The organism is Spirulina sp. 06S082 (assembly GCF_034932145.1).
In the GTDB taxonomy this organism is placed as follows: domain Bacteria; phylum Cyanobacteriota; class Cyanobacteriia; order Cyanobacteriales; family Spirulinaceae; genus CCY15215.
Map to the genome: position 1 here is coordinate 1 of NZ_JAYGHV010000008.1, position 24,368 is coordinate 24,368.

Annotated in this window: 19 protein-coding genes, 1 other RNA gene and 1 pseudogene; 8 read left to right on the top strand and 13 right to left on the bottom strand. The window is 40.5% G+C overall.

Features of this window, described 5'->3' with window-relative positions:
- Positions 1 to 327 precede the first annotated feature (327 nt).
- The gene (locus VB714_RS01605; protein ID WP_323220500.1) at positions 328 to 1,278 is read right to left on the bottom strand and encodes a hypothetical protein; all 951 of its coding nucleotides are present in this window, start codon (positions 1,276 to 1,278) and stop codon (positions 328 to 330) included.
- Between the two features lie 253 nt (positions 1,279 to 1,531).
- Positions 1,532 to 2,410: an ABC transporter permease gene (locus VB714_RS01610; RefSeq protein WP_323220502.1), complete on the bottom strand. Its 879-nt coding sequence runs from the start codon at positions 2,408 to 2,410 to the stop codon at positions 1,532 to 1,534.
- A 236-nt stretch (positions 2,411 to 2,646) separates the two neighbouring features.
- On the opposite strand from VB714_RS01610, the gene VB714_RS01615 reads away from it, so the two are divergent.
- The 3 genes from VB714_RS01615 to VB714_RS01625 all read left to right on the top strand — a co-directional run bounded on the left by VB714_RS01615 (position 2,647) and on the right by VB714_RS01625 (position 7,119).
- The gene (locus VB714_RS01615; protein WP_323220504.1) at positions 2,647 to 5,841 is read left to right on the top strand and encodes a cyclic nucleotide-binding domain-containing protein; all 3,195 of its coding nucleotides are present in this window, start codon (positions 2,647 to 2,649) and stop codon (positions 5,839 to 5,841) included.
- 134 nt (positions 5,842 to 5,975) lie between these two features.
- A complete protein-coding gene (locus tag VB714_RS01620; RefSeq protein WP_323220506.1) occupies positions 5,976 to 6,257 on the top strand; it encodes a hypothetical protein in 282 nt (93 codons plus the stop codon).
- 61 nt (positions 6,258 to 6,318) lie between these two features.
- Positions 6,319 to 7,119, top strand: coding sequence for a hypothetical protein (locus tag VB714_RS01625; RefSeq protein WP_323220508.1), 801 nt, complete (start codon positions 6,319 to 6,321; stop codon positions 7,117 to 7,119).
- A 49-nt stretch (positions 7,120 to 7,168) separates the two neighbouring features.
- On the opposite strand, the gene VB714_RS01630 is transcribed toward VB714_RS01625, so the two are convergent.
- The 9 genes and pseudogenes from VB714_RS01630 to VB714_RS01670 all read right to left on the bottom strand — a co-directional run bounded on the left by VB714_RS01630 (position 7,169) and on the right by VB714_RS01670 (position 14,438).
- On the bottom strand, positions 7,169 to 7,834 hold the full coding sequence (locus tag VB714_RS01630; RefSeq protein ID WP_323220510.1) for a hypothetical protein: 666 nt from the start codon (positions 7,832 to 7,834) through the stop codon (positions 7,169 to 7,171).
- Positions 7,835 to 7,938: 104 nt separating this feature from the next.
- On the bottom strand, positions 7,939 to 10,005 hold the full coding sequence (locus VB714_RS01635) for a flotillin family protein (protein WP_323220512.1): 2,067 nt from the start codon (positions 10,003 to 10,005) through the stop codon (positions 7,939 to 7,941).
- A 12-nt stretch (positions 10,006 to 10,017) separates the two neighbouring features.
- Entirely contained in the window at positions 10,018 to 10,722 is a 705-nt protein-coding gene (locus tag VB714_RS01640) for a DUF1449 domain-containing protein (protein ID WP_323220514.1), read from the bottom strand.
- A 199-nt stretch (positions 10,723 to 10,921) separates the two neighbouring features.
- A pseudogene (locus tag VB714_RS01645) lies at positions 10,922 to 11,399 on the bottom strand (transposase-like zinc-binding domain-containing protein).
- 68 nt (positions 11,400 to 11,467) lie between these two features.
- Positions 11,468 to 11,782, bottom strand: a complete 315-nt coding sequence (locus VB714_RS01650) for a hypothetical protein (RefSeq protein ID WP_323220516.1) — start codon at positions 11,780 to 11,782, stop codon at positions 11,468 to 11,470.
- 139 nt (positions 11,783 to 11,921) lie between these two features.
- An RNA gene (gene rnpB / locus VB714_RS01655) (RNase P RNA component class A) lies at positions 11,922 to 12,264 on the bottom strand.
- Positions 12,251 to 13,561 (bottom strand): lipid-A-disaccharide synthase, encoded by a 1,311-nt coding sequence (locus VB714_RS01660; RefSeq protein ID WP_323220518.1) that lies wholly within the window; start codon positions 13,559 to 13,561, stop codon positions 12,251 to 12,253. The genes rnpB and VB714_RS01660 overlap by 14 nt, the downstream gene beginning before the upstream one ends.
- A 203-nt stretch (positions 13,562 to 13,764) precedes the next feature.
- A complete protein-coding gene (locus tag VB714_RS01665; RefSeq protein ID WP_323220520.1) occupies positions 13,765 to 14,187 on the bottom strand; it encodes a type II toxin-antitoxin system VapC family toxin in 423 nt (140 codons plus the stop codon).
- On the bottom strand, positions 14,166 to 14,438 hold the full coding sequence (locus tag VB714_RS01670; RefSeq protein ID WP_323220522.1) for a hypothetical protein: 273 nt from the start codon (positions 14,436 to 14,438) through the stop codon (positions 14,166 to 14,168). Before VB714_RS01670 ends, VB714_RS01665 begins: the two co-directional genes overlap by 22 nt.
- 118 nt (positions 14,439 to 14,556) lie before the next feature.
- Between VB714_RS01670 and VB714_RS01675 the strand changes: the two genes are divergently transcribed.
- Positions 14,557 to 15,084 (top strand): hypothetical protein, encoded by a 528-nt coding sequence (locus VB714_RS01675; RefSeq protein WP_323220524.1) that lies wholly within the window; start codon positions 14,557 to 14,559, stop codon positions 15,082 to 15,084.
- 136 nt (positions 15,085 to 15,220) lie between these two features.
- On the opposite strand, the gene VB714_RS01680 is transcribed toward VB714_RS01675, so the two are convergent.
- Positions 15,221 to 15,655, bottom strand: coding sequence for a hypothetical protein (locus VB714_RS01680; protein ID WP_323220526.1), 435 nt, complete (start codon positions 15,653 to 15,655; stop codon positions 15,221 to 15,223).
- Between the two features lie 497 nt (positions 15,656 to 16,152).
- Here VB714_RS01680 and VB714_RS01685 point away from each other — a divergent pair, with 497 nt between their 5' ends.
- The 3 genes from VB714_RS01685 (at position 16,153) to VB714_RS01695 (ending at position 22,282) form a co-directional block, all read left to right on the top strand.
- Positions 16,153 to 16,290: a hypothetical protein gene (locus VB714_RS01685; RefSeq protein WP_323220528.1), complete on the top strand. Its 138-nt coding sequence runs from the start codon at positions 16,153 to 16,155 to the stop codon at positions 16,288 to 16,290.
- A gap of 14 nt (positions 16,291 to 16,304) precedes the next feature.
- Positions 16,305 to 20,312 carry a magnesium chelatase subunit H gene (locus tag VB714_RS01690; protein WP_323220530.1) on the top strand — a complete coding sequence of 1,336 codons (4,008 nt, stop codon included), beginning with the start codon at positions 16,305 to 16,307 and terminating at the stop codon, positions 20,310 to 20,312.
- Positions 20,313 to 20,419: 107 nt separating this feature from the next.
- Positions 20,420 to 22,282, top strand: a complete 1,863-nt coding sequence (locus tag VB714_RS01695) for a serine/threonine-protein kinase (protein WP_323220532.1) — start codon at positions 20,420 to 20,422, stop codon at positions 22,280 to 22,282.
- 54 nt (positions 22,283 to 22,336) lie between these two features.
- Here the strand turns inward: VB714_RS01695 and VB714_RS01700 are convergent, their stop codons facing one another.
- Positions 22,337 to 22,762 (bottom strand): hypothetical protein, encoded by a 426-nt coding sequence (locus tag VB714_RS01700; protein WP_323220534.1) that lies wholly within the window; start codon positions 22,760 to 22,762, stop codon positions 22,337 to 22,339.
- A gap of 444 nt (positions 22,763 to 23,206) precedes the next feature.
- On the opposite strand from VB714_RS01700, the gene VB714_RS01705 reads away from it, so the two are divergent.
- Complete coding sequence (locus VB714_RS01705; protein ID WP_323220536.1) at positions 23,207 to 24,364, top strand: ATP-binding protein; 1,158 nt, start codon at positions 23,207 to 23,209, stop codon at positions 24,362 to 24,364.
- Positions 24,365 to 24,368: the final 4 nt, after the last annotated feature.

Here is a 24,368-nt window from a genome sequence, read left to right on the forward strand (position 1 = left end):
GGGCAGAAGAAGCGCTTGGGGGACGGGTGAGGTTTCCTCAGCTTATCCAACCAAGTAAGAAGCGCTTGGGGGACGGGTGAGGTTTCCTCAGCTTATCCAACCAAGTAAGAAGCGATTAAACTCTCGCTGTACAGACGATGTTGGGGTTACTGAAACCCCACCCGTCTACACGGTGGGGTAGTTCATTAATATCCAAAGGTATGAGGTATGGCTGCATTATTTCGATTTGCTGGAAACTAACACCCTAAAACTTCGTTAAGCAAAAAAGAAATGAAATGAGCAAATATTTTGCCCATTTCCTTGACTTATATAGTTTATTGTCCTAGATTAATCAGATTTCTTAATTGGTTTAGGCAAATCCGACTTTACCTTTCTCGGTGCTTCATTTCTGGGCTTATCGGAAAACTTTTGGTAAGGTTTGCCTTTAGTAAAGTGTTTTTTCCTCTTTTTGAAAATTTCGCCGAGATCGTGGGCTTCCCGAATAGTTAAATTCGTTCCTTGGCGCAGGACATGAATATCCCAAAAATGCCCCAATACTCTTCCTCCCGCTAACATTCCTTTGAGATGTAGCTTAAAATATTGTTTTTTTTCTGAGTCTTTGCGAGGAATTTGATTAATCTTAATGATAATACTTTCTTCCTCTTGGGAATAAAAAATCGCTTCCCCTCGAACTGAAAAATAACCATCTTCTAAAGGCGCAAAACCATCGATCGCATCGCGGGTATTGTCAGTATCAGTCTTGTCCTCATCAGCTTTATCTTCATCAGTTTCCAAGCCATTAGGATGCAGCAATTCTGGTTCCCAAACCCCCGTAATTTGGACGTGGAGAGCATCATCATTTTGGCGCGTGCGAGGATAAACGACCCAAAGATGAGATTCTTCTAAATTCAGATGATTTTTAATCAAGCTGATAGTACGTCCAAGCAAAACGGCATCAATTTCCGTACCGTCTTCCCCCAAAAGAATACCTCGGGTTAACTGTTCGTCAACGGGCTGATACCTGCCGCGAACCAAGCCGATCGCTCGATATTGTCTCGGTTCGCTGGGAGGGGGAATGGGTTGTTTGCGGGGACTTCGGGTAGAAGCAACATCTAGTGTTTCGACAGGAGCTTCGACGGAAGGGGTTTGAGTGTTGTTGTTCATTTCAGTGCTGTTGTCGGCACAGGGCGGCAAATTAGACACAGTAGATGACAATGATGATGGGCGATGGGATAGCAGGTGCGCTCCGGCAGACGGATTCGCTAAAATATGATTCCGAACTCCTTGGGAAAGAGGCATGATTCAATCCTTGCTGCGAATAAGTATTCTACCCTGACGGGCAAACGTTAGCACAGACCGACTTATGAATCCCTTCCCAGTTTTCTCCCGCATCAGGGTTCAAACCGGACGATAGAGAAGTTCTCTAGCTGGATGTCAGTCTGCTTATTGTACTCAATGCAGGAGCTTTAAGGGGATATCCGTATAGTTTTGTAGAAATCTTCTTAATCAACAATCATTTATACCCTCAACCCGATAGCTGGTGACTGACTTACTATCGTTCCATCTCTGGATTAAAAATTTCGCTCAACCCTTCTCCCATCAGGGAAAGTCCTGTCACCATGAATGTCATGGCTAAACCCGGAAATAAAGCCGTCCACCAAATTCCCGTGGGTAAGGAATCTAAGGCTAATTTGAGATCGTGTCCCCATTCAGGGGTATCTAAAGGTAATCCCAGCCCCAAAAATCCCAAACCTCCTAAAATTAAAATAGCATCGGCGGCATTGAGGGTAAAGAGAACGGGAACGCTCTGGATCACATTAAGAAATAAATAACGAGATAGTACTCTTGTTGGGGTTGCTCCCATCGCCCGAGCTGCTTCGATAAAGAGTTCGGTTTTAACACTCGTCGTATGATTCCTCACCACTCGATAATACTGCGGGATATAGGAAATACTGAGGGCGATCGCGGCATTTCCGACTCCCCTTCCCACTACAAATGCCAAGGTAACGGAAAGAAGTAATCCTGGTAAAGTATAAATCGTATCCATCAAAAACAATAAAGCGCGATCCATTTTTCCGCCCAAATAGCCGCTAATTAATCCCAAAGGAACGCCGACAATTAAAGAAAGAGAAGTCGCTAAAATGACCACTTGCAATGCCACGCGAGAGCCAAATAAAGTCCTGGAAAAAATATCATATCCTTGGCGACCCGTGCCAAACCAATGTTTACCACTAGGAGGCTCGTGAATGGGATTAATTAATGATGCCGTGGGGTCTTGCAACCATCCCCATGCTTGAAATGCTGGAGTAAAGATAGCAATAATGAGGAAGAAAGCGGTAATAACTAAACCGACAAGCATTAACTGACGCGATAGAGAGGGATAAGTCAGAAATTGCAACCATCGAGGTTGAGTTTTTGAGGATGCGGTCATTGGATCAGGACTGAGATAAGAAGTGTAGGGTTCAGTTTATCATTCATCACTCATTACTCATCCTTTACAACCCGCACGATCTTGAAAATCGGTAAAAACTTTTAACGTTAAATTTTGCTGGAGGGATAATCGGCTTTTAAGTTATGTAAACTTTATTCTTGCAATTGCTGTCTATCCTTTAGAATTTGTCTTAATTTAAAGATAATATCTCTAAATCCCTCTATTTTGAATTTTCTATGTTTTATCGCGTCCCCGAAAAACAAATGCACCTCGTGCGCTGGCTACTCACTCTTGGCTGGCTAATTTTAATTGTTTCTTTATTTTACGATCCGTTTTCTGCTTATTTAACTCAGCCGGAAAATACATGGAGTATTTTTCACCTCAATCCTCAACTATTTGATGCGGAAAGATGCCAAGAATTAGTCACCGTTCGCGGAAAATGCTTACCGGAACAATCTTATCCTTTAGGGGCAAAAATCTTTTGGGGAATGGTCATTCCCGCAGCAATTTTAGTCTTGCTCTTTCTCGGTCACGAAACATGGCGGAGAATTTGTCCTTTGGCCTTTATGTCGCAAATTTCTCGTGCTTTAGGAAAACAAAGACAACGCAAAAAAGTGAATCCTAAAACTCAAGCTATCCGCTATGAATTTGCAAAAGTTCGCAAAGAATCTTGGCTGGCAAAAAACCATTTATATTTGCAATTTGGTTTGTTATGTGCAGGTCTGTGTATTCGGATTTTATTTGTTAATTCCCATCGGCTCTTATTGGGAATATTTTTGATTTTTACGATTCTCAGCGCGATCGCAGTGGGATATTTTTATTCGGGGAAAAGTTGGTGTCAATATTTTTGTCCCATGGCTCCTGTTGAAATGATTCTCACAGGTCCTAGGGCTTTATTTGGCAGTGAAGCACATCAAGGCGATCGCCAAAAAATCACCCAATCAACTTGTAGAACTATCGATCAAAACGGGCAGGAAAAAAATGCTTGCGTGGGTTGTCAATCTCCTTGCATTGATATTGATGCCGAACGCAATTACTGGGATATTTTTCAAAAACCCGGTCGCCGTTTCATTCATTACGGTTATTTAGGGTTAGTCCTGGGATTTTATCTTTACTATTTCTTCTATTCTGGGACATTCGACTATTTTTACTCCGGAGTTACCAATCATGAAGAAAATCAATTACAAACCGTTTTCGACCCCGGATTTTATTTCTTTGGCCAAGCCATTCTCATTCCCAAATTGGTTGCCGTTCCCTTAACAATTGCTGTATTTGTCGCCTTAAGTTATTTCTTATTAAGCAAAGTCGAGCGCTTTTATAAAGGTTATCGTCGCAGTATTGGTAAACCGTTGACGCAAGAACAAGTTCAACATCAAATCTTTACTGTTTCTACTTTTGCTGTTGTCAATATTTACTTCATTTTTGGCGGTCGTCCCCTTCTCAAAGCCTTTCCAACATGGGTAGAATTAATGTTTAATGGTTTAATCGCGACGGTGAGTACCCTGTGGATGTATCGAACCTTAAATCGTAGTTCTGAAAACTATTCGCGAGAAAGTTTAGCGAATAGTTTACGCCGTCAATTGAGCAAACTTAATATTGACTTTTCTAAATTCTTGGAAGGTCGTTCCATGACCGAATTAAAACCCGATGAGGTCTATGTTTTAGCGAAAATCTTACCGAATTTTAGTAAAGACTCGAGCTTACAAGTATACAAAGGAGTTTTACGAGATTCATTGGAGCAAGGAAATGTACAACCTGCAAACAGTTTTGAACGGCTGGAACGATTGCGCTTAGAATTAGGAGTTAAAGATGAAGAGCATTACAATTTATTAACTGAGTTGGGCTTAGAAAATCCAGACCTCCTTGACCCCAATAAGAGTAAAAGCCAGGAAACAAAACTGCGTTTAGATAGTTATCAGGAAGCCTTAGAATTGCAACTGTTAGATTTGTTAGAGATGGGGATTCCTCTATCGGAAGCGATCGACCGTCGCAATCAACAAATTCAAATGTTGAAACAAGAATATGGTATTACCATCGAAGAAGAAGAAGAACTTTTAGAAAGATTAGCAGATCCCGGTAGTGCCGTTGCCAAAAAAGCAGAGGCGTTATTAGACTTATTACACAATTTAAACCGACGCGATCGCGCTTTGCGAGAAAATATTCCCAATCCCAACGCACCAGAGTTTACCCTTTTGCGATCGCTGGGCATTCAAAATAAACAACAGATCGTCTTGCGAAAATTACTCTCCATTTTAGAGGTTTTGGGAGATGCAACAGAAGCGAAAAATATTGCCGCATCAGTTGCTAAATTGATTACCTTGGAAATGCGAGAAAATAGCTTAAACAATCCTCAAAATAACTTCCCTTGGTCGGAACGTCTTGATGATGAAATATTAGAGATTTTGCAATCCCCGCAACTTGTAGAAGAAGAGGAAACCTTACCCAGCGCGATCGCCGTTATTGAAGAACTTCTGCAAGAATTAGAACCCCTTTTACAAGCAACTGCACTGTATGCGATCGATAAACTCGATCCTCAACAAGGCAAACAACAAGCAGAACAATTCTTGAATTCTTCGGTTTTGTTAGATGATTTAGTTCGAGAAACGGCTGAAAGTATTTCAGGAAAAATGCGGGAACAAATGCCGAAAACCCCCACCTTGGTTGCGCGGGTTACTGTTAAGGGAGAAACTCGCGAGGAAGTCATACAAAAACATTTAATTCGCGTCGGACGCAGCCCTAGCAATGATATTGTTATCAACGATCCTAAAGTTTCCAAACAGCACGCTCTCTTTTACCTAGATGATAAAGGTGCAACTCTGGCACCTTCTGGCAGTGCTTATGGGGTAAGAATTGGCAATCGCTTGCTACAACAGGGAAATTACCGCTTAGAAGGGGAAGAAATCATTCGCTTTAGTCGTGCAGAGGAACCGGCGATCGCAGTGCGGTGGGAAAAACAACTGGCACAGTCTGGCAGTCTCGATCGTACCTTGGGAACCTTAGAAAAGTTGTTCTTACTCCTAGAAATTGAACTTTTCCAAGCAGTTAAACCCGAAGCATCGATCGAATTAGCACGAGAGTCGGAAATTCGCCTCTATCCCCAAGGAGTATGCTTATGTCAGCAAGGAGATCCTGCCGATGAACTCTTTTTATTAATTGAAGGAACTGCCGATGCAACTGTCTTTCAAGGAGATAAGGAAGTCACCATTAATACAATTTCCTCGGGAACGGCGATCGGGGAAATGGGGATTTTAACTCGTCAAGTGCGATCGGCTAATGTGATTACCACAGCTAAACAAAATCGGGTTTTGGTGGTGAAAGCGGAGAATTTTGAGGCAGCTTTGGCGAAAGATGTCGAAGTTACCAAACAATTATTATTAGAGGCGATCGCGCGTTTACAACGATTGACGGCACGGGTACAAAATATGACTTAATCTCCTCAATGTTGTTGTAAAATTATTGTATCGATCAACTCGGAGTAGTCCTGAGCAGATATAATCAATCTGTTAACAATTTGCTAAATAATGGCCAAGTTGAAGTATAGTAGAGACAGAATGGGTTCAAAACAATGACAGAAACTAACAAAATACTTAAACAAGAAAAAATCAGTCGATTAATAGAATTAGGCAATTTAGCAAAACAAAGACATTTAGATTCCGGTGGCGATCCTCATGTTGCTGTTGGTAGTCTTAACCAAAATGAAACATTAACCGACAAGGAAAGAACAGAATATTTAGACCTTACCCGACAAATTTTTGATGATACAGAAATTGAAGACTTTATTAGAAAAACTGGAACTTGGCAAGAGAGATTTAAGCGTTTTAAAGCAGAAATGAAAGTAGAAAAATGATTGGCATTCTCTCTGGTTCGATTTTACATAAATATTACACCCACTATCAAAACAAACAATTATGACAGAACAAGAAAAATGGTATTCTCAAGAAGAAAGAAAACTCTTTCTTAAACAGAGATATTCTACTAGATCGCATCATTATTTCTTTGAGGCTAAAGAAGCAAAAAATGGCTCGAAGTATATTGTCATAGCCCAGCGAAAAAAAGTTGGAGATAAATTTGTCGGTGAAAAGATTCGTATTTTTGAAGATGAAATGCTGGAGTTTGAGAGGATATTACATAATTTTATTCATTTCTCCTTAAACGAAACTGAGCCTCCAGCAACTCAAGAAGACTCTGTTCCTCAAAATAATAAGAATAGCAATATAGAATCATCATCAAATTCTAATTTAGCTCCTGCTTTTTTTACCAGCTTGTCATCGACAACAAACTGGAAAGAATTTGAGCGCGACACCTATTATCTTTTGAAACTATTAGGTATAACTCTTACCTATAATTTCTTGAATGAACGACAAGCGGGGAAAGCGGATGGCTTCTTTAAAATTGGCAATTTAGCAGTCATTTATGATTGTACTTTAGATCGAGGAAATATTGAACAAAATAAAAGTGAACAAATAAACAATTACTGCAACCGCTTAAAACAAGGAATCATCGAAATATCTGGGATAGCAACTGAGGAGTTTTATAATCATCATAAACAGGTTTGGATTATTACTCAAAAGCAAACAAGAGCAATTAAAGTAGTCAATTCAATTGAAGTGAAAGAGATTTCAGTTCAAGATATTATGAGTCTCTATCAAGAACGATTAACTATGATGTTGAGCGAACAAGCTCTCGAAATGAGGTTACGAAATCTATGAAAAATAAGGTAAAATTAACTTATTATTGAAGCAACCATTAGGATAAGTCCTACGATCGCCTAATGGGTAATGAAGCGCTGCAATGTGCTTCCTCAAATTGTTGCAATGCTTGTTTGATTTGTTCTTCAGATTCTACCTCCTCATTTCTCAAGGTTGAAGGACTGGGAACAAAAAGAGGATAGGGTGTCTTCCAAGGAATCTCTCCTTCGAGAAAAGCGCGATCGCCGTAGACTCCGATAGACCCTAAATAAGTGCCGTTGCGAAGGATAAATCGGCGATCGCTGGTGCGAATTTCCTCATTATTGACAACTATTCCCGTTGCTAAATGACTAAAACCCACTTCACTGATTTCAATGATACAAACTTGACCTTGAATTGAGGAAGGATAAATGGCTAGACTTTGTTCGTATCCTGACCACATTCCCAAAAAAGGAGCAATAGAAGGATTGACTTTTGACCAAGCATTGACTAATAATTGATGTTGTTGTTTCTCTTCTTCTGTTCGGTAATCGTCCAAGTAATTACTGAATTCTCCCGATCGCAGTTCTTGAATTTTGCGAGAGAGTTCGGAACGCAATTGCTGCATTTCTCTCTCAGTGGGATAGCGATCGCTGGCTTCAACTATTGGGGTTAAAAGTAATACCAGTAAACTTGCAGTTAAGGCTTTGGATAATTTTTTAAACCAACCAGATAATTGAGTTTTACTAATTTGCATTCCCTTTTCTCCCATGAATGATACTTTTGTGGTTGGAAAAAGGGTTTGGAGACCAAACCCCTACGATGTGGTTGGAAAAAGGGTTTGGAGACCAAACCCCTACTTTAAACATCCTGAGATTTAACTACAGCAGATGTTGTTGACTGACCGGAAGATTCTTCCCCAGGTAGGGGTTTGGTCACCAAACCCTCATTAGATTTGGTGGCCAAACCCTCATTAGATTTGGTCACCAAACCCTCATTAGATTTGAGTAACTCTTTAACTTGAGAAATTAAACTTCCTAATTTACCCTCATCGAGTAAAGAATTAATCAGCGAAAGTCCACTTGTAGACAGCAACAGCTTGTTAATATCACCTATATCCCCCTTACCATTGCCATTTGCCCCCGGAAACGCATAGATGCGCGTATCCCCCAAAACTCCGGGTTGTGGAGCAAGTGCCTTTGCCAATTCCGGCAATTGGTCGGCGATTTCGGGAAAAATGAGTTTTATCACCTCCGCCGTGCGATTGGCATTGCTGAGGGCATTTTCTGCCTCAATCAGCGCCTTTTTACCTTCCGCTTCCGATAAGTCCTTATACTTGTTAGCTTCCGCAAGAGTGCGAATCGATTCCGCTTCCAATTCCGTCGCTTGACGAGCAATTTCCGCTTGACGACGACGGCGGAAAACTTCAATTTCCACTACATTATTATCAGAAATTTGTCGTTGTTGTGCTTCTTTTTCCGCATCAATAACTGAAAGACGGCGATCGCGTTCCGCTTCCTCAACCTGTTTCGCCGTTTGTACTGCAACCTCTGCTTGGATCCGTTCCGCTTCCGTCGCCAAGCGTTCTTTTTCCTTCTCAGCGATCGCGATCGCCGCTTCCTGCTGTGCTAAACGAGACTCTTGTTCTGCTGATGCAACCTCAATTTTTGCCCGCAAGCGAGACGCATCAACAGTTTGTTCTCGGGTAATCTCTGCAACTTGTGCTTCTTGTTGTTGCAATGCTTGAGCAATTTTCAGTTTCTTATTTTGTTCCTCTAAAGCAATATCTGCTTTGATTTGACTTTGTTGGATCGACAATTGTTTTTGAATATTCTCCTCTTCAACAGCTTGATCTTGTAAAATCTTATTCCGTTCAATTTTTGCGGATTCCTTATCCTGTGCCTCTTGAATTTCTCGGGCGCGTTGTGCCTTTAATGCTTCAATTTCTTGCTCTTGGGTTAATTGCAGAGCCGCAATTTCTTTTTCTTGATTGAGTTTGGCTTCTTCTTTCTGTTGAGTGATAGATAAAGATTGCTTTTCAGCATCGAGTTCTTGTTGTTCCATCGTGACTTTAGTAGTCAGTTCAACTTCTTTCTTTTGTTGAATAGCTCGCTGAATTGTCTCTGTCCTTAATCTGACTCCTTGAGCATCAAAAAAGTTATTTTCATCGTAAGTATCGCTTTCTTCAATTTCCGAAATCGCGATATTATTGAGAGTCAAACCAACTTTTTTCAAATCCTGTTGAATCAAATTTAAAACCTCATCAGCAAATCCCAATTTATCCGAGTCAATTTCTGCTAAACTCTTCCGTTTTGCCGCAGCACGAATAGCATCATCTGCTCGTTTTTCTAGGGCTTCTTTAATATCAATTTCAGAAATCCGACCTTTTTTTGATAAACGCGCCGCCGCCGTACTCACATCTTGTTCATCAGCATTAATACAAACATAAAAAGTGACCCGCATACTTGCCCGTAAATAGTCTTGGGTGCGAACAGCTAGAACTCCCGTGCGTTCGACATCAATAAAAATCTCTCGTAAAGGAACGCGAGTTAGTTCGTGAAATCCTGGTAAAACTACACAACCGCCATTAATAATTACGGTTTTCTTTTTAACAAAAAGTCCTCCGGTTCTGACAAAGGCTTCGTTATTAGGCGTGATATTATAAACCAGTTTATAAGCCCATAATCCAACAATGAGAAAGATAATAATCCCAACCAGTCCCGCCGTTGCAATGAGGAGTCCTCCTCCTAATTCTCCTAAACCTAACTGCATGGGCAAAGGTTGAGTAGCAATGAGAGGTTGAGTCTTATGGTTAAAGGTTGGTTTAAACGTAGAGTCAAAAGTCAGATTTGGGCTTTCTAGCAAAGATTTCTCTAAAGAAATTGCGGGTAAAGTTTGCAGAAAAATCAACAAAAATTTAGGATTCATAATGCCTCCAATTTAATGAGAATGTGAGTCTTGCGGTGATTCTAAGTTTGCCAGCCAGCGATCTTCATCGGAGGTATCTTTTGCTAAAACAAGATAACTATTTTTACGGCGATCGATGACAATTATTTGCTGTCCGCGTTGAGGAATAATGGTTGCCCATTCCGGCACTGTTGCGCCAACAGTCACTAAATTTTTATGAGCATCGGAAACATCAACTTGACCGATTTTGCCTTCAGTAATCCGAGGAATTGTTTTAGAAGAAACTGTACCGAGACAACCAATGAGGCGATCGCCGCTAACATCTTGTCCAAAAGAGACAAATAATTTACCCAAGGGATGAGCAATTAAACCTCCCATTTGTAAAGCCAACCAAAAAGAAGCCAGAAAAATGATGCCTCCCCAGCCTAAAACGACAACAGGAATAAAACCGAGAAAATGGAAGGCGATCGCATTCAGTATCCATCCCGTTAGCCCCCAAATACACAGATCCGTCGCCAACAATAAAATGAGAGGGACTTTCCCGATTCCCCACCAACTGAGGAATTGAGGTAAACCCATTTCACTCTCAATATCGGCTTCCGTATCGGCATCTAAATCTAAGAAATCATTACTATCAATCTCGTCATCTCCTCCACCGGCACTAATAGCAATTAAAAAGAGAAGAATGCCGAGACCGAGAATAATCCAGTAGGGAAGGTTGGTAAGACTATAAAGCATAGTTGGGAAACAAACGAGCAGATTCAAAAATCTTATCCATAGTTTAAGGGTAGATTCTCCTCATAGGTAGAAAATCTACAAGAAAATTAATTTTTGCGGCTTATTCCTGCTCAATACTCCGGACAAAATTTCAAGGGAAGGTTGTGGTGGCTGCAAGGCAACTTTAGCAAGATCAAGGGCGTTGGAGAATGCGTAATGTTTAAGCCGGAACTGGCACAGTTTTAAATCTCAAGTAGTGTACAAGTAAACGAATCGAATACTTCAACATCGTTAGAGATTTAGAGTAACAGAGAGTTTTTCAGTAACATACCAAAAACTATGCCAAAACTGAATAACTTGCCATAACTTCTCAAAGGTTTGACTCGAGCGATTCTCCTCCGGAGACGCTTCACGAACGCCAATTTCCCACAGGATAATTCCAGGCTTCCAATGATTAACCACGGTCCAAATCCAAATTTTCTCTTTTTTATTGCCTACAAACGTTTGTAACTCATCAATCTCAGTAATTTCAGGGATTTCATTATCTTGGGGTTCATCAGATAATTGCTCGGGTGATAGGCATTCGAGGTAGGATTTTCAACAAATTGATGCCCACAATCTTTACACTGGTGACATTGTTTGCCTCGGCGCAAACCATTTTTTTTCAAGCGAGACGATTGGCACTTTGGACACTGCATTGCTTTGCCTTGGCTTGTGACATTTTGATTCTACAGCATTATGCACACACCAACGCCCTTTTCAATCATTAAGACTCATCATTTCTCCTACTGCTTTTGAATTCTTCAAGCCATTTGAAAAAGTTATCTAAAGCGTCTTGTTCGCTAACTGAGTAGAAAAGAATTATCTTAGCCCAAGACTGGGTTGATTCGATGTTAAACTTTTCTTGTATCCATTCTTGAAAAGTATCAAACTCCACTTCTTCTGCACTTGGAATAATATCCATTTCTGATTTTGCCAAAAAATATCCTGTTAAAAACGAATCAAGACATGGAAGTGAAGGAAAATTTAAATACATTCCAGGTCTTTCTCGTATCATTTCTAGCATTTGATAAAAACTCATACCTTAATCTTCTCCAATTTGAATTCAAAACTCCTCTAGTCTAACTTCATCAAACCCAATTTTCTTGGTAATAATTCCTTCTGGAAGGAGGAAAAAAAGGCAGCTTTCTCTTAGCCCTTAAATTCCACAACTCCAGAAAAAGAGAGAGCCGGACATAAGCCGGGTTCTGTTCTAAGATGGTTATCTATCTAGGATGTCCGTTACCGAACACCTCAAGCGGTTCACCTAATGCGGGACGGGAAAAAGACCAACCCTTGACCCTCCGACCTTGCTCCCAACCGGGGTTTACCGAGCCAGCACCTCTCGATGCTGCTGGTGCGCTCTTACCGCACCTTTGCACCCTTACCCTTGCAGGCGGTATTTTTCTGTGGCACTTTCCTCGCGATCGCTCGCACTGGGCATTATCCAGCAAGTTTGGTCTTTCGGGAGCCCGGACTTTCCTCACGCTCGTTGCCGAGCCTGCAACCATCACGCCGACTCTCTCTTTCTATTATCGGCGATCGCATCTCGATTTTCAATAGTTTTGGTTATTTCTTTACAAACTAATTCAGCTAATTTATGGGCTGCACCGCTTTCTCCTCGCACTTGTCGCAAACTTTCTTGCATTTCTTCTAATTGCTCTGGATTTCCTAACCAATCAAACATAATTTTAGCAATTTTTTCCGGCTCTAAATCTCCAATCATTTCGGGAACAATTTCTCGTTTTGCCCAAATATTCGGCCAAGCAAAAAGTTTTTTATTCTTGAGAAAATAGTACCGCATCAGCCAATTAATGGTATAAGTAAAAGGCGTTCCTAGTAAAGGTAAATTGGCTAATATTCCCGGTATGCCATCCCATGCCCGCATTGCGTCAAATTGTTGTGTCGGTAACAACACTAACATTGGCACGCCAAGGGCGGTTAATTGCGCTGTGTTTGCACCTATGGTTGTGGCGCACAATCTGCATTGAGAGAGTATTTCATGGGCGGGAAAAGGCTGCCAAAGTTCGATTTCAACTCCCCCAGAGGTTCTCAAATAGGGCTTGTTATTGTCCCTAAAAACCAACTCTGCGGCAACATTACCTATTTTAGCAATAACAGGGTTGAAAGCGCGATCGCCAAACTTTGCTAGTTCTTTTAAGGTGAGAGTGGGTGCAACGGGAAGAACAAAGCGAACTTGAGGGCGAAGGCGATGGAGACTTTCTGCAATTCCACACATTAAAGGCAATCCCTGCGTCAGTTTCATTGCTTTCGATCCTGGCATTAATCCAATTAATTCGTCATTTTTCTGGATTTTTATTGGAGAAATATCAATCATTAAATCTCCGACAACACTGCACTTATGTTGATATTTTTGAGGGACGCGATCGCAGACTTCCTGTTTCATCACCCCAAAGCGATCGACCCATCTTTCCCACTGAGTAGACCATTCGGCATAAACGACAATGCGATAACCTAAACGCTTACCCATAATAACGGGGAAAATGCGATCGCCTCCTAAAAAGATAACAACCCCTTTTTTGTGCCAAGACCAATTTTCTGCTGTTTTTCCCCACAACAAAAACCGCCAAAAATGTTCCGAAGATTGGACGCGATCGATCTCCTGATAAGAGCAAGCAATTTCTACTTCTCTTCCGGTAGAATGGGGACAAGGAGATAAAATCGCTGAGATTCTAATTTGTTCTCGATTTTCTCCTAATTTTTCGCGCAAGGCTTGAACAACAGGACGGACCCAAGTGGTAATTTCTCCGGGTCCATTGGATAAAATCAAAATATCGATCGCGTCTGAATTATTTTCCATCCGTAAAACTTCTCGATCTCTCCAAATTTATCATTAAACTCGATTTTTTGAATGTTTTTCAAGATGAGTTCTTTTTGGAGGTAAGCATAATCATCTGAGGGGAGAGATTGGATGACCTGCACTAAAGACTTGACTAGCTCTGGGTTCATCGATTTTGTTAGCAAAGGAAAATTAAACTGAGGGAGCGAGATGATTTCCTTTCATCATAACTCATCGGGAATAATAACAGTAATCACTTCTGTTCTATTTTTTCGATAAATGCGAAAATCGCTATCTAAAGTTAAGGTGCTACTTCCTGCTATTAACTCGCTCATTCTCACCAAACAAGCATCTGCAAAAGACATGGGAACGGATTTATATTTTTGCATCAATTCTGCGATCGCGCTAACTTCATCATTGAAATGAAAAGGCACTTTCACATAACCACAACGGACTAAACCCATAATTGCATCGTCACTCCCATAAACCCCTTGCAAAAGAAAACACGACTCGCTAATAACCGCCTCACAAGTAAAAACGGGTTTTACAATTGTTGACCATCGTTCGACAGCCCAAGTATGGTAGCGATCGCTTTTATCTAAAACTGCAACTAATACTCCTGTATCTAAGATAACGTTTCTTTGCATACTGCCTTATATCCTTTTTTCAGTTCCTTTTTTCGCACAGACAAATCGCCAACTCCGCTATCCAAACAACCGATAAACTCTTGTGCTGCTGAGAGCATAGAAATCTCTTCACTTTCTTCTTCGGAAATTGTGCGATCGCGTTCCTTAAACTGTAAAAACTCAATAAAATCTAAAACCGATTGTTGTTGTTGAGGTGTTAAACTTTGCAGACGTTCTAGGATGATAGTTTCTCTGTTAACTGTTTGCGCCATTGGTTTGTCCTAAAGCGTAGATCCCTATTTTACCATGCGCGATCGCTATTCTATTTGCTAACAATGCTACAATTATCGAACAAAGAGCTAGTTTATTGACGAAATTAATGCACTTGTGATGGAAATCACTATTCTCCCGAAAGGAATCACAATGAACAAATATTCAGATTTTTTCAAAACACTTCATGATGAAGTTCAACCAACAGGTTATTTGGGTCGAGGTTCACACTATTCTGTACTTCGTGCAGTTGTCTGGCACGATTGCTTACAACGTCCTCTGAATACGGCTGCATATCTCGATTTTGCTGTAATTTGGGATGAAGATCATGATACTAGGGTTATTGAGGTTATTGAGTTATTGTACTTTGCAAGGCTTCTTACACCTGCGATTATTGTTGGAGAACGAAAAGGTGCTTTTTCGCTTATTGTTTCTGAAGAAACTTTCCAAGAATTTGGAGGTGATAGACTAGCCGTATATCAAAAAGCTATTGATGAAATAACACAATCTCTTGACGATCCTTGGTTTGCAGAAGTAACATCTATTAATTCACAAAATCGTGGGATTATTAATGATGATAATGCCAAGATTGCTTTGTACCTTCAAACAATTACTATGTTATGGAAACTTGGAATCAATTCAATTTAAAAAGTTAAACTTTAAAGTGAGTAGAGTAGGTTTTTTAGACAATCTACTCTAGAGCGCATATATTTTTTTGTTTGTCAAAAATTTTATGTCTCATTTTATTACGAAAATAAAGGCGATTTTCTCATGGGAGAAATAGTTAGGAAATATCAATTTCTTCTAGAAAAATTCTCCCTGCTTCCCTTTGGCTTTTCCGAGATTCTTCAATAGTATTGATAAGTTCAGGATTTTTGATTTCCTCTGTCTCTTGCGATCGCTCTGCCACAGTAATAGTTAGTTTTAAACCCAAAAGATCGAGCCACTCTGTAAAATCGCAAATCACTTTATTCCCTTTTTTTGTGAGCAAGCCATGAATTTTTTCAGCGTGTAATTGAATTTGCTGCGGAGTCATTTCTTGGTGTTTTCCCAATGCTTCAGCAACTTGTAAAAGTGCATTTTTGAGTAGATCGCGTTCGGGATTTTTCTCCTCTAAAGTTGCCACAATGTAATCAGCAGCAAGTTGAGGATTTTTACTGAGAGATTCAATCAAATAGTCTTGATAACTATCACTGGTTGGAACTTTTGCGCCGTTCATAATCTTGTCAATATTCATTTGCTCTAAGAATATCTTTACCTTTTTGAGTTTTATCAAGGGAACAAGTAAGAGCTATAATAGTATCACACTCTCTTTTAAAGATCGCTATGATATCTTGCAGGTTTATTTACAGATTTGCTAGCGGCGGAAGTTCTGACTCGCTAAATCAAGTTTACGATGTTCATGTTGTCCCGAAAGTTGGTGAAACAATTTCCTTTATTAACAATGAAGGCGATGACACTGAGGTAGAAATTAAAGAAATAGTTCACTGCATTAATACTCATGACCGCACTCACGAAATTTTTGTTTACTATGGGGATCGCCAATAGGATTTGAAATTTTACTCCCAAATTGCGAAGTTTAAACTTCCTTGCTTTCACACATATCTATGAGGAAATACACATTTTACCTAATTAGTCAATATTATTTATATCTCATTTTATTACAGAAAATAAAAGCGATCGCTCTCCCCAAAGTACAACAAATTGTAAAAAATAATGAAAATTCCCGATCGCATTGTCTCAAATCAAGGCAAAATTTCTCTAGATACAGTTTTTGATTGGTTGTTTGTTATTCTGCTAACGCTAACTTCCAGACTCAAACCAAAAGCTGATAGCCAAGTGCTAATGTTTTAAAGGAGAATACCTATATGTTCACTAACGTCAAGTCCACCATTCGCCGCATTACACCAAAGGATTTAAGAGATCGTTCTTTGTTAAAGGTGGTCTATGTCGTCTTAGAGCCACAGTACCAAAGCACCCTTTCGGCGGCAGTGAAGTCGATTAATGAACACAATCCTAACATGGCGATCGAGGTTAGCGGTTATCTGATCGAAGAACTGCGCGATCGCGACAATTATGAAGATTTTAAACGGTCTGTGGCGGAGGCGAACATATTTATCGCTTCTCTGATTTTTATTGAAGATTTAGCCGATAAAGTTGTCGAAGCGGTGAAGCCTCATCGCGATAACCTAGATGTAGCGGTGGTTTTCCCTTCTATGCCCCAAGTGATGCGCCTCAATAAAATGGGCAGTTTCTCGATGGAGAATTTAGGACAGAGTAAAAGCGCGATCGCCCAATTCATGCGGAAACGCAAGGAACAATCGGGGTCTTCTTTCCAAGATAGTATGTTAAAGCTACTGCGAACCTTGCCGAAAGTTCTGAAATATATGCCAATGGATCGGGCGCAGGACGCACGGCACTTCATGTTAAGTTTCCAATACTGGTTGGGAGGATCGGCGGATAATTTGGAAAATTTCCTGCTGATGCTGGCCGATAAATATGTATTTCCAGGACAGGTTGAAGGGGCAAAATATAACGATCCCGTAGTTTATCCCGATATGGGAATCTGGCATCCCCTCGCACCGAAAATGTTTGAGGATGTACAGGAATATTGGCACTGGTTTAACCAACGGGATGATATTTCTGAGGACTTACGAGACCCCCTTGCACCTTGCGTCGGCATTGTCCTGCAACGGACTCACCTCGTAACGGGAGATGATGCCCATTATGTGGCACTTGTACAGGAACTTGAGGTAATGGGGGCGCGGGTTTTACCTGTATTTGCGGGAGGATTGGACTTCTCGAAACCCGTTGATGAATTGTTTTGGGATAAGCGGGTCAAGGGAATTGAACCGACAACCTATGTTGATGTGGTGGTCTCTTTAACCGGATTTGCCCTTGTAGGCGGTCCTGCTCGCCAAGATCACCCCAAAGCGATAGAATCATTAAAACGCCTTAATCGTCCCTATATGGTGGCGTTACCGTTGGTATTCCAAACTACAGAAGAATGGGAAGAAAGTGAACTGGGATTACACCCGATTCAAGTCGCCTTACAAATTGCGATTCCTGAATTAGATGGGGCGATCGAACCTATTATTGTTTCGGGACGAGATGGGACGACGGGACGCGCGATCGCCTTACAAGATCGCATCGAGGCGATCGCGCAACGGGCGCTGAAATGGGCAAATCTTCGCAAAAAGCCGAAAATGAATAAAAAGGTGGCGATCACCGTCTTTAGTTTCCCACCCGATAAGGGCAATGTCGGCACCGCCGCTTATTTAGATGTTTTTGGCTCCATTTATGAAGTGATGGAAGCCTTAAAGCGCAACGGTTACGACATCCAAGACCTTCCCGACACCCCAATGGCATTAATGGAAGCAGTCATCCACGACGCACAAGCACAGTATGCCAGTCCTGAGTTAAATATCGCCCATCGGATGTCGGTGATGGAATACGAACGCCTTACGCCCTATTATGAACGCTTGCAGGAGAATTGGGGTCCCCCTCCAGGACATTTGAACACCGACGGCCAAAACCTCCTCATCTACGGTAAAGAGTTTGGTAATGTCTTTATTGGCGTACAACCTACCTTTGGCTATGAAGGAGATCCCATGCGCTTGTTATTCTCGCGATCGGCTTCTCCCCATCACGGTTTTGCCGCATATTACACCTATTTAGAGCAAATTTGGCAAGCGGATGCCGTCCTGCACTTTGGCACCCACGGTTCCTTAGAATTTATGCCAGGGAAACAGATGGGAATGTCTGGGGAATGCTATCCCGATAGTTTGATCGGGTCTATCCCCAACCTCTACTACTATGCGGCCAATAATCCCAGCGAAGCCACGATCGCCAAGCGTCGCAGTTATGCTGCAACGATTTCCTACCTCACTCCCCCCGCAGAAAACGCTGGACTTTACAAAGGTTTAAAGGAACTCAGCGAATTGATCGGATCTTATCAGGGTTTAAAGGAAAGCGGCCGCGGCATTCAAATTGCTTTAACCATTGTCGATCAAAGTATCATTCTCAACTTTGATAATGATGTGGTTGAATTGCAAGATGCGGATAACTTAAAGGCACGATTGCAACAAGAAGATGCAATTGAAGAACGGGATAACTTAGTGGGCTTAATCTATCGCAAGTTGATGGAAATTGAGTCCCGCTTGTTACCCTGTGGGTTGCACGTTGTGGGAAAACCTCCCTCTGCGGAAGAGGCGATCGCCACTTTAGTTAATATTTCCAGTTTAGATCGCCAGGAAGAGGGAATGAAGAGTCTCCCTCGCATCATCGCTGAAAGTATCCAACGAGATATGGAAGAAATTTACCAGAATAGCGATCGGGGTATCCTCAAAGACGTAGAACTCCTACAAGATATCACCCTCGCAACCCGAGAAGCCGTCGCATCCTTAGTTACAGAACAAATCAACGAAGAAGGACGAGTCGATCTTATCTCCAAATTAAACATCTTCAACCTAGGCAAAAAATCCCCCTGGATCGATTCCTTGCAAGCATCCGGCTATCCTAACGTTAGCGCCGAGGATTTAAAACCCCTGTTTACCTATCTCGAATACTGTTTAGAACAAATTTGCGCCGATAACGAACTAGGAGGACTCCTCAAGGCATTAGAAGGAGAATACCTCCTTCCCGGACCCGGAGGCGATCCCATCCGCAACCCCGACGTTTTACCCACCGGAAAGAACATCCACGCCCTTGACCCTCAATCCATCCCCACCCTCGCCGCCGTCAAATCCGCTAAAATCGTCGTGGATCGCCTCTTAGAACGGCAAAAACGCGACAATGGGGGACAATATCCCGACACCATCGCCTGTGTCCTCTGGGGAACAGATAACATTAAGACTTATGGGGAGTCCCTCGCCCAAATTCTTTGGATGGTAGGAGTAAAACCCGTCCCCGACTCCTTGGGACGCATGAATAAGTTAGAACTCATTTCCTTAGAAGAATTGGGTCGTCCTCGCATTGATGTAGTGGTCAACTGTTCCGGAGTCTTCCGCGACCTCTTCATCAACCAAATGGCACTTTTAGATCAAGCGGTGAAAATGGCCGCCGAAGCAGAGGAACCCCTAGAGATGAATTATGTTCGCAAACACGCCCTAGAACAAGCGCAGGAAATGGGGATCGGTCTTCGGGATGCAGCGACGCGGATTTTCTCCAATGCTTCTGGGTCTTATTCCTCCAATATTAACCTTGCTGTGGAAAATAGTAGTTGGGAGGAAGAGAAAGAACTACAGGATATGTACCTGAATCGGAAATCCTTCGCCTTCAACTCCGACAATCCCGGTATTATGGACGAAAAGCGGGACATTTTCGAGTCATCCTTAAAAACCGCCGATGTCACCTTCCAAAACCTCGATTCTTCCGAGATCAGTTTAACCGACGTATCTCACTATTTCGACTCAGACCCGACAAAAATCGTCTCCAGTCTTCGCACAGATGGCAAAAAACCGGCTGCATACATCGCCGACACCACCACCGCTAACGCACAGGTACGCACCCTCTCGGAAACCGTGCGTTTAGATGCACGTACCAAGATGCTAAACCCGAAATGGTATGAGGGGATGCTGAGTCACGGTTATGAGGGGGTACGGGAGTTATCTAAGCGTCTGGTGAACACGATGGGATGGTCGGCGACGGCGGACGCGGTGGATAATTGGGTTTACGAGGATGTTAATACGACCTTCATCGATGACCCAGAAATGTGCAAGCGGTTGATGAATTTGAATCCTAATTCTTTTCGCAAGATGGTGGGGACTCTCTTGGAGGTCAATGGCCGCGGCTACTGGGAAACCAGTGAGGAGAATTTAGACCGCTTGCGGGAGTTGTATCAGGAGGTAGAAGATCGGATTGAAGGGATTGAGTAGCAATTCTCGAAAAAATCAGTTAGATTAAGTACGGGTGAACACAGATGATTTTATATCTGTGTTCATCATTTTTTACTCTTGGTAGTTTGTTTAGGAGAATCTGTTTAATGATTTATTGTATTAATCCTCATTGTTCCGATCCAGAAAATTCTGATGATTTAAGAAAGTGTCAGAGTTGTGGTTCTGATTTGTTGATTGATGGACGTTATAGAGCGATCTCTGTTCTAGGAGAAGGCGGTTTTGGAAAAACTTATGAAGTTTTAGAACCCTCTAAAAGTCCTCAATCTTCCAGCATATCTAAAGTTCTCAAGATTTTGAATAAAACAGATACCAAGTCGATAGAATTATTTAAACAAGAATTTGAAATTTTAAGAAAACTAACCCATCCGGGAATACCAAAAGGAGAAGATAGTTTTTTATTTGATATTGCTAACTCAAATGAGCCTATTCATTGTCTGGTAATGGAGAAAATTGAAGGAGAAAATCTAGAAGATTGGATAAAGAAAAGAAGACCAATCCACGAAAAGCGAGCTATTCAGTGGTTAAGAGAATTAACTGAAATTCTCAAAGAAATACATAAAAATAATTTCTTTCATCGTGACATAAAACCATCTAACATTATGCTTAGAAATGATGGACAGTTAGTCTTAATTGATTTTGGTCTTGCTCGAGAAGTCACAGAAACATATAAAGAGAAATTACCCAAAGCACAAATTACAAATTGGGGTACTTTGGTATATATGGCTCCAGAACAAAGGTTGAAACAGGCTACTCCCAAGTCAGATTTTTTCTCATTGGGTTATAGTCTTATTTATTTGCTAACAGGTCAACATCCTAAAGACGATCAAAGCTGGGATTGGCAAAAAGAAGCCTCTCAAATTTCAGATGAATTTGCCACTATAATTAACTCAATGATAGCTTATGAGCCTGATGAACGTCCATCTAATACCCAAGAAATTTTAGATCGTTTAGAAGAATTAGATCGTTTAGAAGAAATTGAAGAGATTTTATATCCGAGAAAATCTAAATCAATTTATTCAGTGAGTAAACTATCTTCTTCTCTAAATTTAGCAGGATATCCGTGTCCAGATAGTTGGCAATGTATTAAGAGGATTGATGAGTTTGGCGTACTACAGTCTCGACACGCACAACCTATTTTTTCAATCAAAATTAGTTCAGATGCAAAAATTTTGGCAAGTGGTAGTGCAGATGGTGTTATCAAAATATGGGATGCAGAAAAAGGAGAAATAATAAAAACAATTTCTGGTCATAAAGGTGCTATCCGTTCAGTTGCCATTAGCCCTGATAATAAATTTGTTGTTAGTGGAAGTCAAGATAAAACAGTAAGGCTATGGGATATAGAAACAGAAAAAAATATTCTGACTTTTTCGCATTCTCAACCAGTCTATGCTGTTTTATTTGATCCGCAGGGAGAAACAATTTTTAGTGGTAGTTCTGATAGTTGGGTCAAGTTTTGTGATATTAAAACGCAAAAAACAACACAGGATCATGAAGTTTCTCCGGTAAGTTCTCTTGCAATTAGTCCGGATAGCAAAACCTTGGTTATTGGAAGTTATGATAAAACAGTAAGAATATTAGCTGGACATATACTGGAAGAACACGATGATAAGGTTCATTCCGTAGATATAAACATAGAAAAAAACATTATAGTTAGCGGTTCTTCTGATAAAACAATCAAAATTTGGAATTTAGACGAAGGCGAATTAGTTAAAACACTACAAGGACACTCAGATGCAGTTCTATCTACAGTAATTAGTCCCGATGGTAATATATTATTCAGTAGCAGTAAAGACAAAAGTATTAAGATATGGGATATAGAGACAGGCAAAGAACTCAATACATTAAAAAAACATTCCGATCATGTCACTACATTAGCAATTAGTCCAGATGGAAAAACTCTATTTAGTGGAAGTGTCGATTGTTCAATTAAAGTTTGGCAAATTGACTGAACATAATAAAAAAAATTGCATTTGCTGAGAGAGTTTTGAGGAGTGCGATCGCCTTTACTGAAGGAATTTTAGGGAGATGCGATCGCCTTTGCTGAGAAGGTTTAGGAAATGCGATCGCCTTTGCTGAGAAGGTTTGAGGAGTGCGATCGCTTTTGCTGAGAAGGTTTTGAGGAAGTGCGATCTCGTTTTCCGAAGGAATTTTTGGAAGTGCGATCGCATTTGATGAGAGGGTTTGAGGAATTGCGATCGCCTTTGCTGAGAAGGTTTGAGGAGTGCGATCGCGTTTGATGAGGAGATTTTGAGAAATGCGATCGCATTTGCTGAGAAGGTTTGAGGAGTGCGATCGCGTTGATTGATGGTATTGTAGGGAGGTGCGATCGCGTTTAATGAGAAGGTTTGAGGAGTGCGATCGCGTTTCTGTGGGGATTTTGAGAAATGCGATCGCCTTTGATGAGAGGGTTTGAGGAAGTGCGATCTCATTTGCTGAGAGGATTTTGTGGATACTGAGAAATCAATAAGGGTTAGATTTATTGAAAAAATTTTAATCATCATTCTTTCCGCAAGATGGTGGGGACTCTCTTGGAGGTCAATGGTCGCGGCTACTGGGAAACCTTGGAGGAGAATTTAGACCGTTTGCGGGAGTTATATCAGGAGGGGGAAGATCGGATCGAAGGGATTAAGTAGTTGTTGAGTCATCAACCCTGTTTTGTCAACCTGAGAAATTTCAACGAATTTCTGCCATCACAGTCAACGAAACATCAATGTTTAACCTCCATTTGACAGAAGAGGGTTAAGTAGATACAGTAAGGGAACAGAATATTGCAACTAAAATATGCGATTTTCTATTCCCTTACACTTTATTTTGGAAATTTGATAAACTAAAAAATAATACTATACACTCTAATTCCGTTCGCATCAATCATTATGATAAGATTATCAAAATTGTATATTCGTAACTGTGGAGTTTTCTCAAATTACTTAATAGACTTTACGCAGAATGGAATTTCACAAGATTTAATATGTCTTTCCGGTGTTAACGGCTCAGGAAAAACTACGATTCTTGAACTAATTTTTAGTTTAGCTTCTTTTTTAATTCCAAGATTTCCTAGAAATAAGTTGTTCTTCGATCGATTAAAACCCCATATTTTAACAAGAACTGAGTTTGCACAACTCGATTTAATTATTGATGAGAATAAACTTTTGTCCTTGGTTTTAGGAGAAGAAGACGAAGTCCAATACGATGAAAATTATGAAAAATTACAATGTTTTGTAATAGTGCGTGAGGAAATAAAATCTATCATACAAAATATAGAAGATACTATAGTAAAAAGCCCAGAAGAAGATAAAGATTTTCAATTAGATGAAAAACTCCCAAATAAGTTGATTCGATTTTTAGCACAGTTAAAAGATGAAGAATCCGATACTTTTCAACAAGAAAAAAATATAAAAAATCAAGAGATATTAAATGATTTTTTCAAAGCAATAGAGAAGAATATAGATAAGGATATAAATTATTCTGACACTGTTCGTTTAACACTTCCCTACTTTTTTCTTTTTAATTCACATGATAGAGAAATTTTAGATATACGCTATACATCTGTACCTAAAAATAAATCAACCTATGAAATTGTATATTCATATAACCCGAAAAGGGATGATTTAGAAAAATTATTAGTTTTTTATGATTATGCTTATCCAGAAGAATATAAATCTTTAGTTACCTGGATCAATAAACATATATTGTCAGATCAAAAAATAGAAAAGATAAACAGACCAGATTTTCAGGTTGTACTGAAAACAGAACAAGGTAAAGAACATGGAATTGAACTGCTTAGTTCGGGTGAAGAAAGTTTACTAATATTAGCTATTCAAATACACTTAAAAGCATCAAAAGATTCAATCATTTTGATAGACGAAATTGATCAAAGTTTACATCCAGAATTTCAAGAAAAAGCCATCAAAATGTTGAGAGAACTTCAACAAGAGAAAGGATGTCAAATCGTTGTCACTTCTCACTCCGATATTATATGGAATGCTTTTGAAGAAAAATCTATAATCCGATTAACTGAAGTTTTAGAATAGTCTA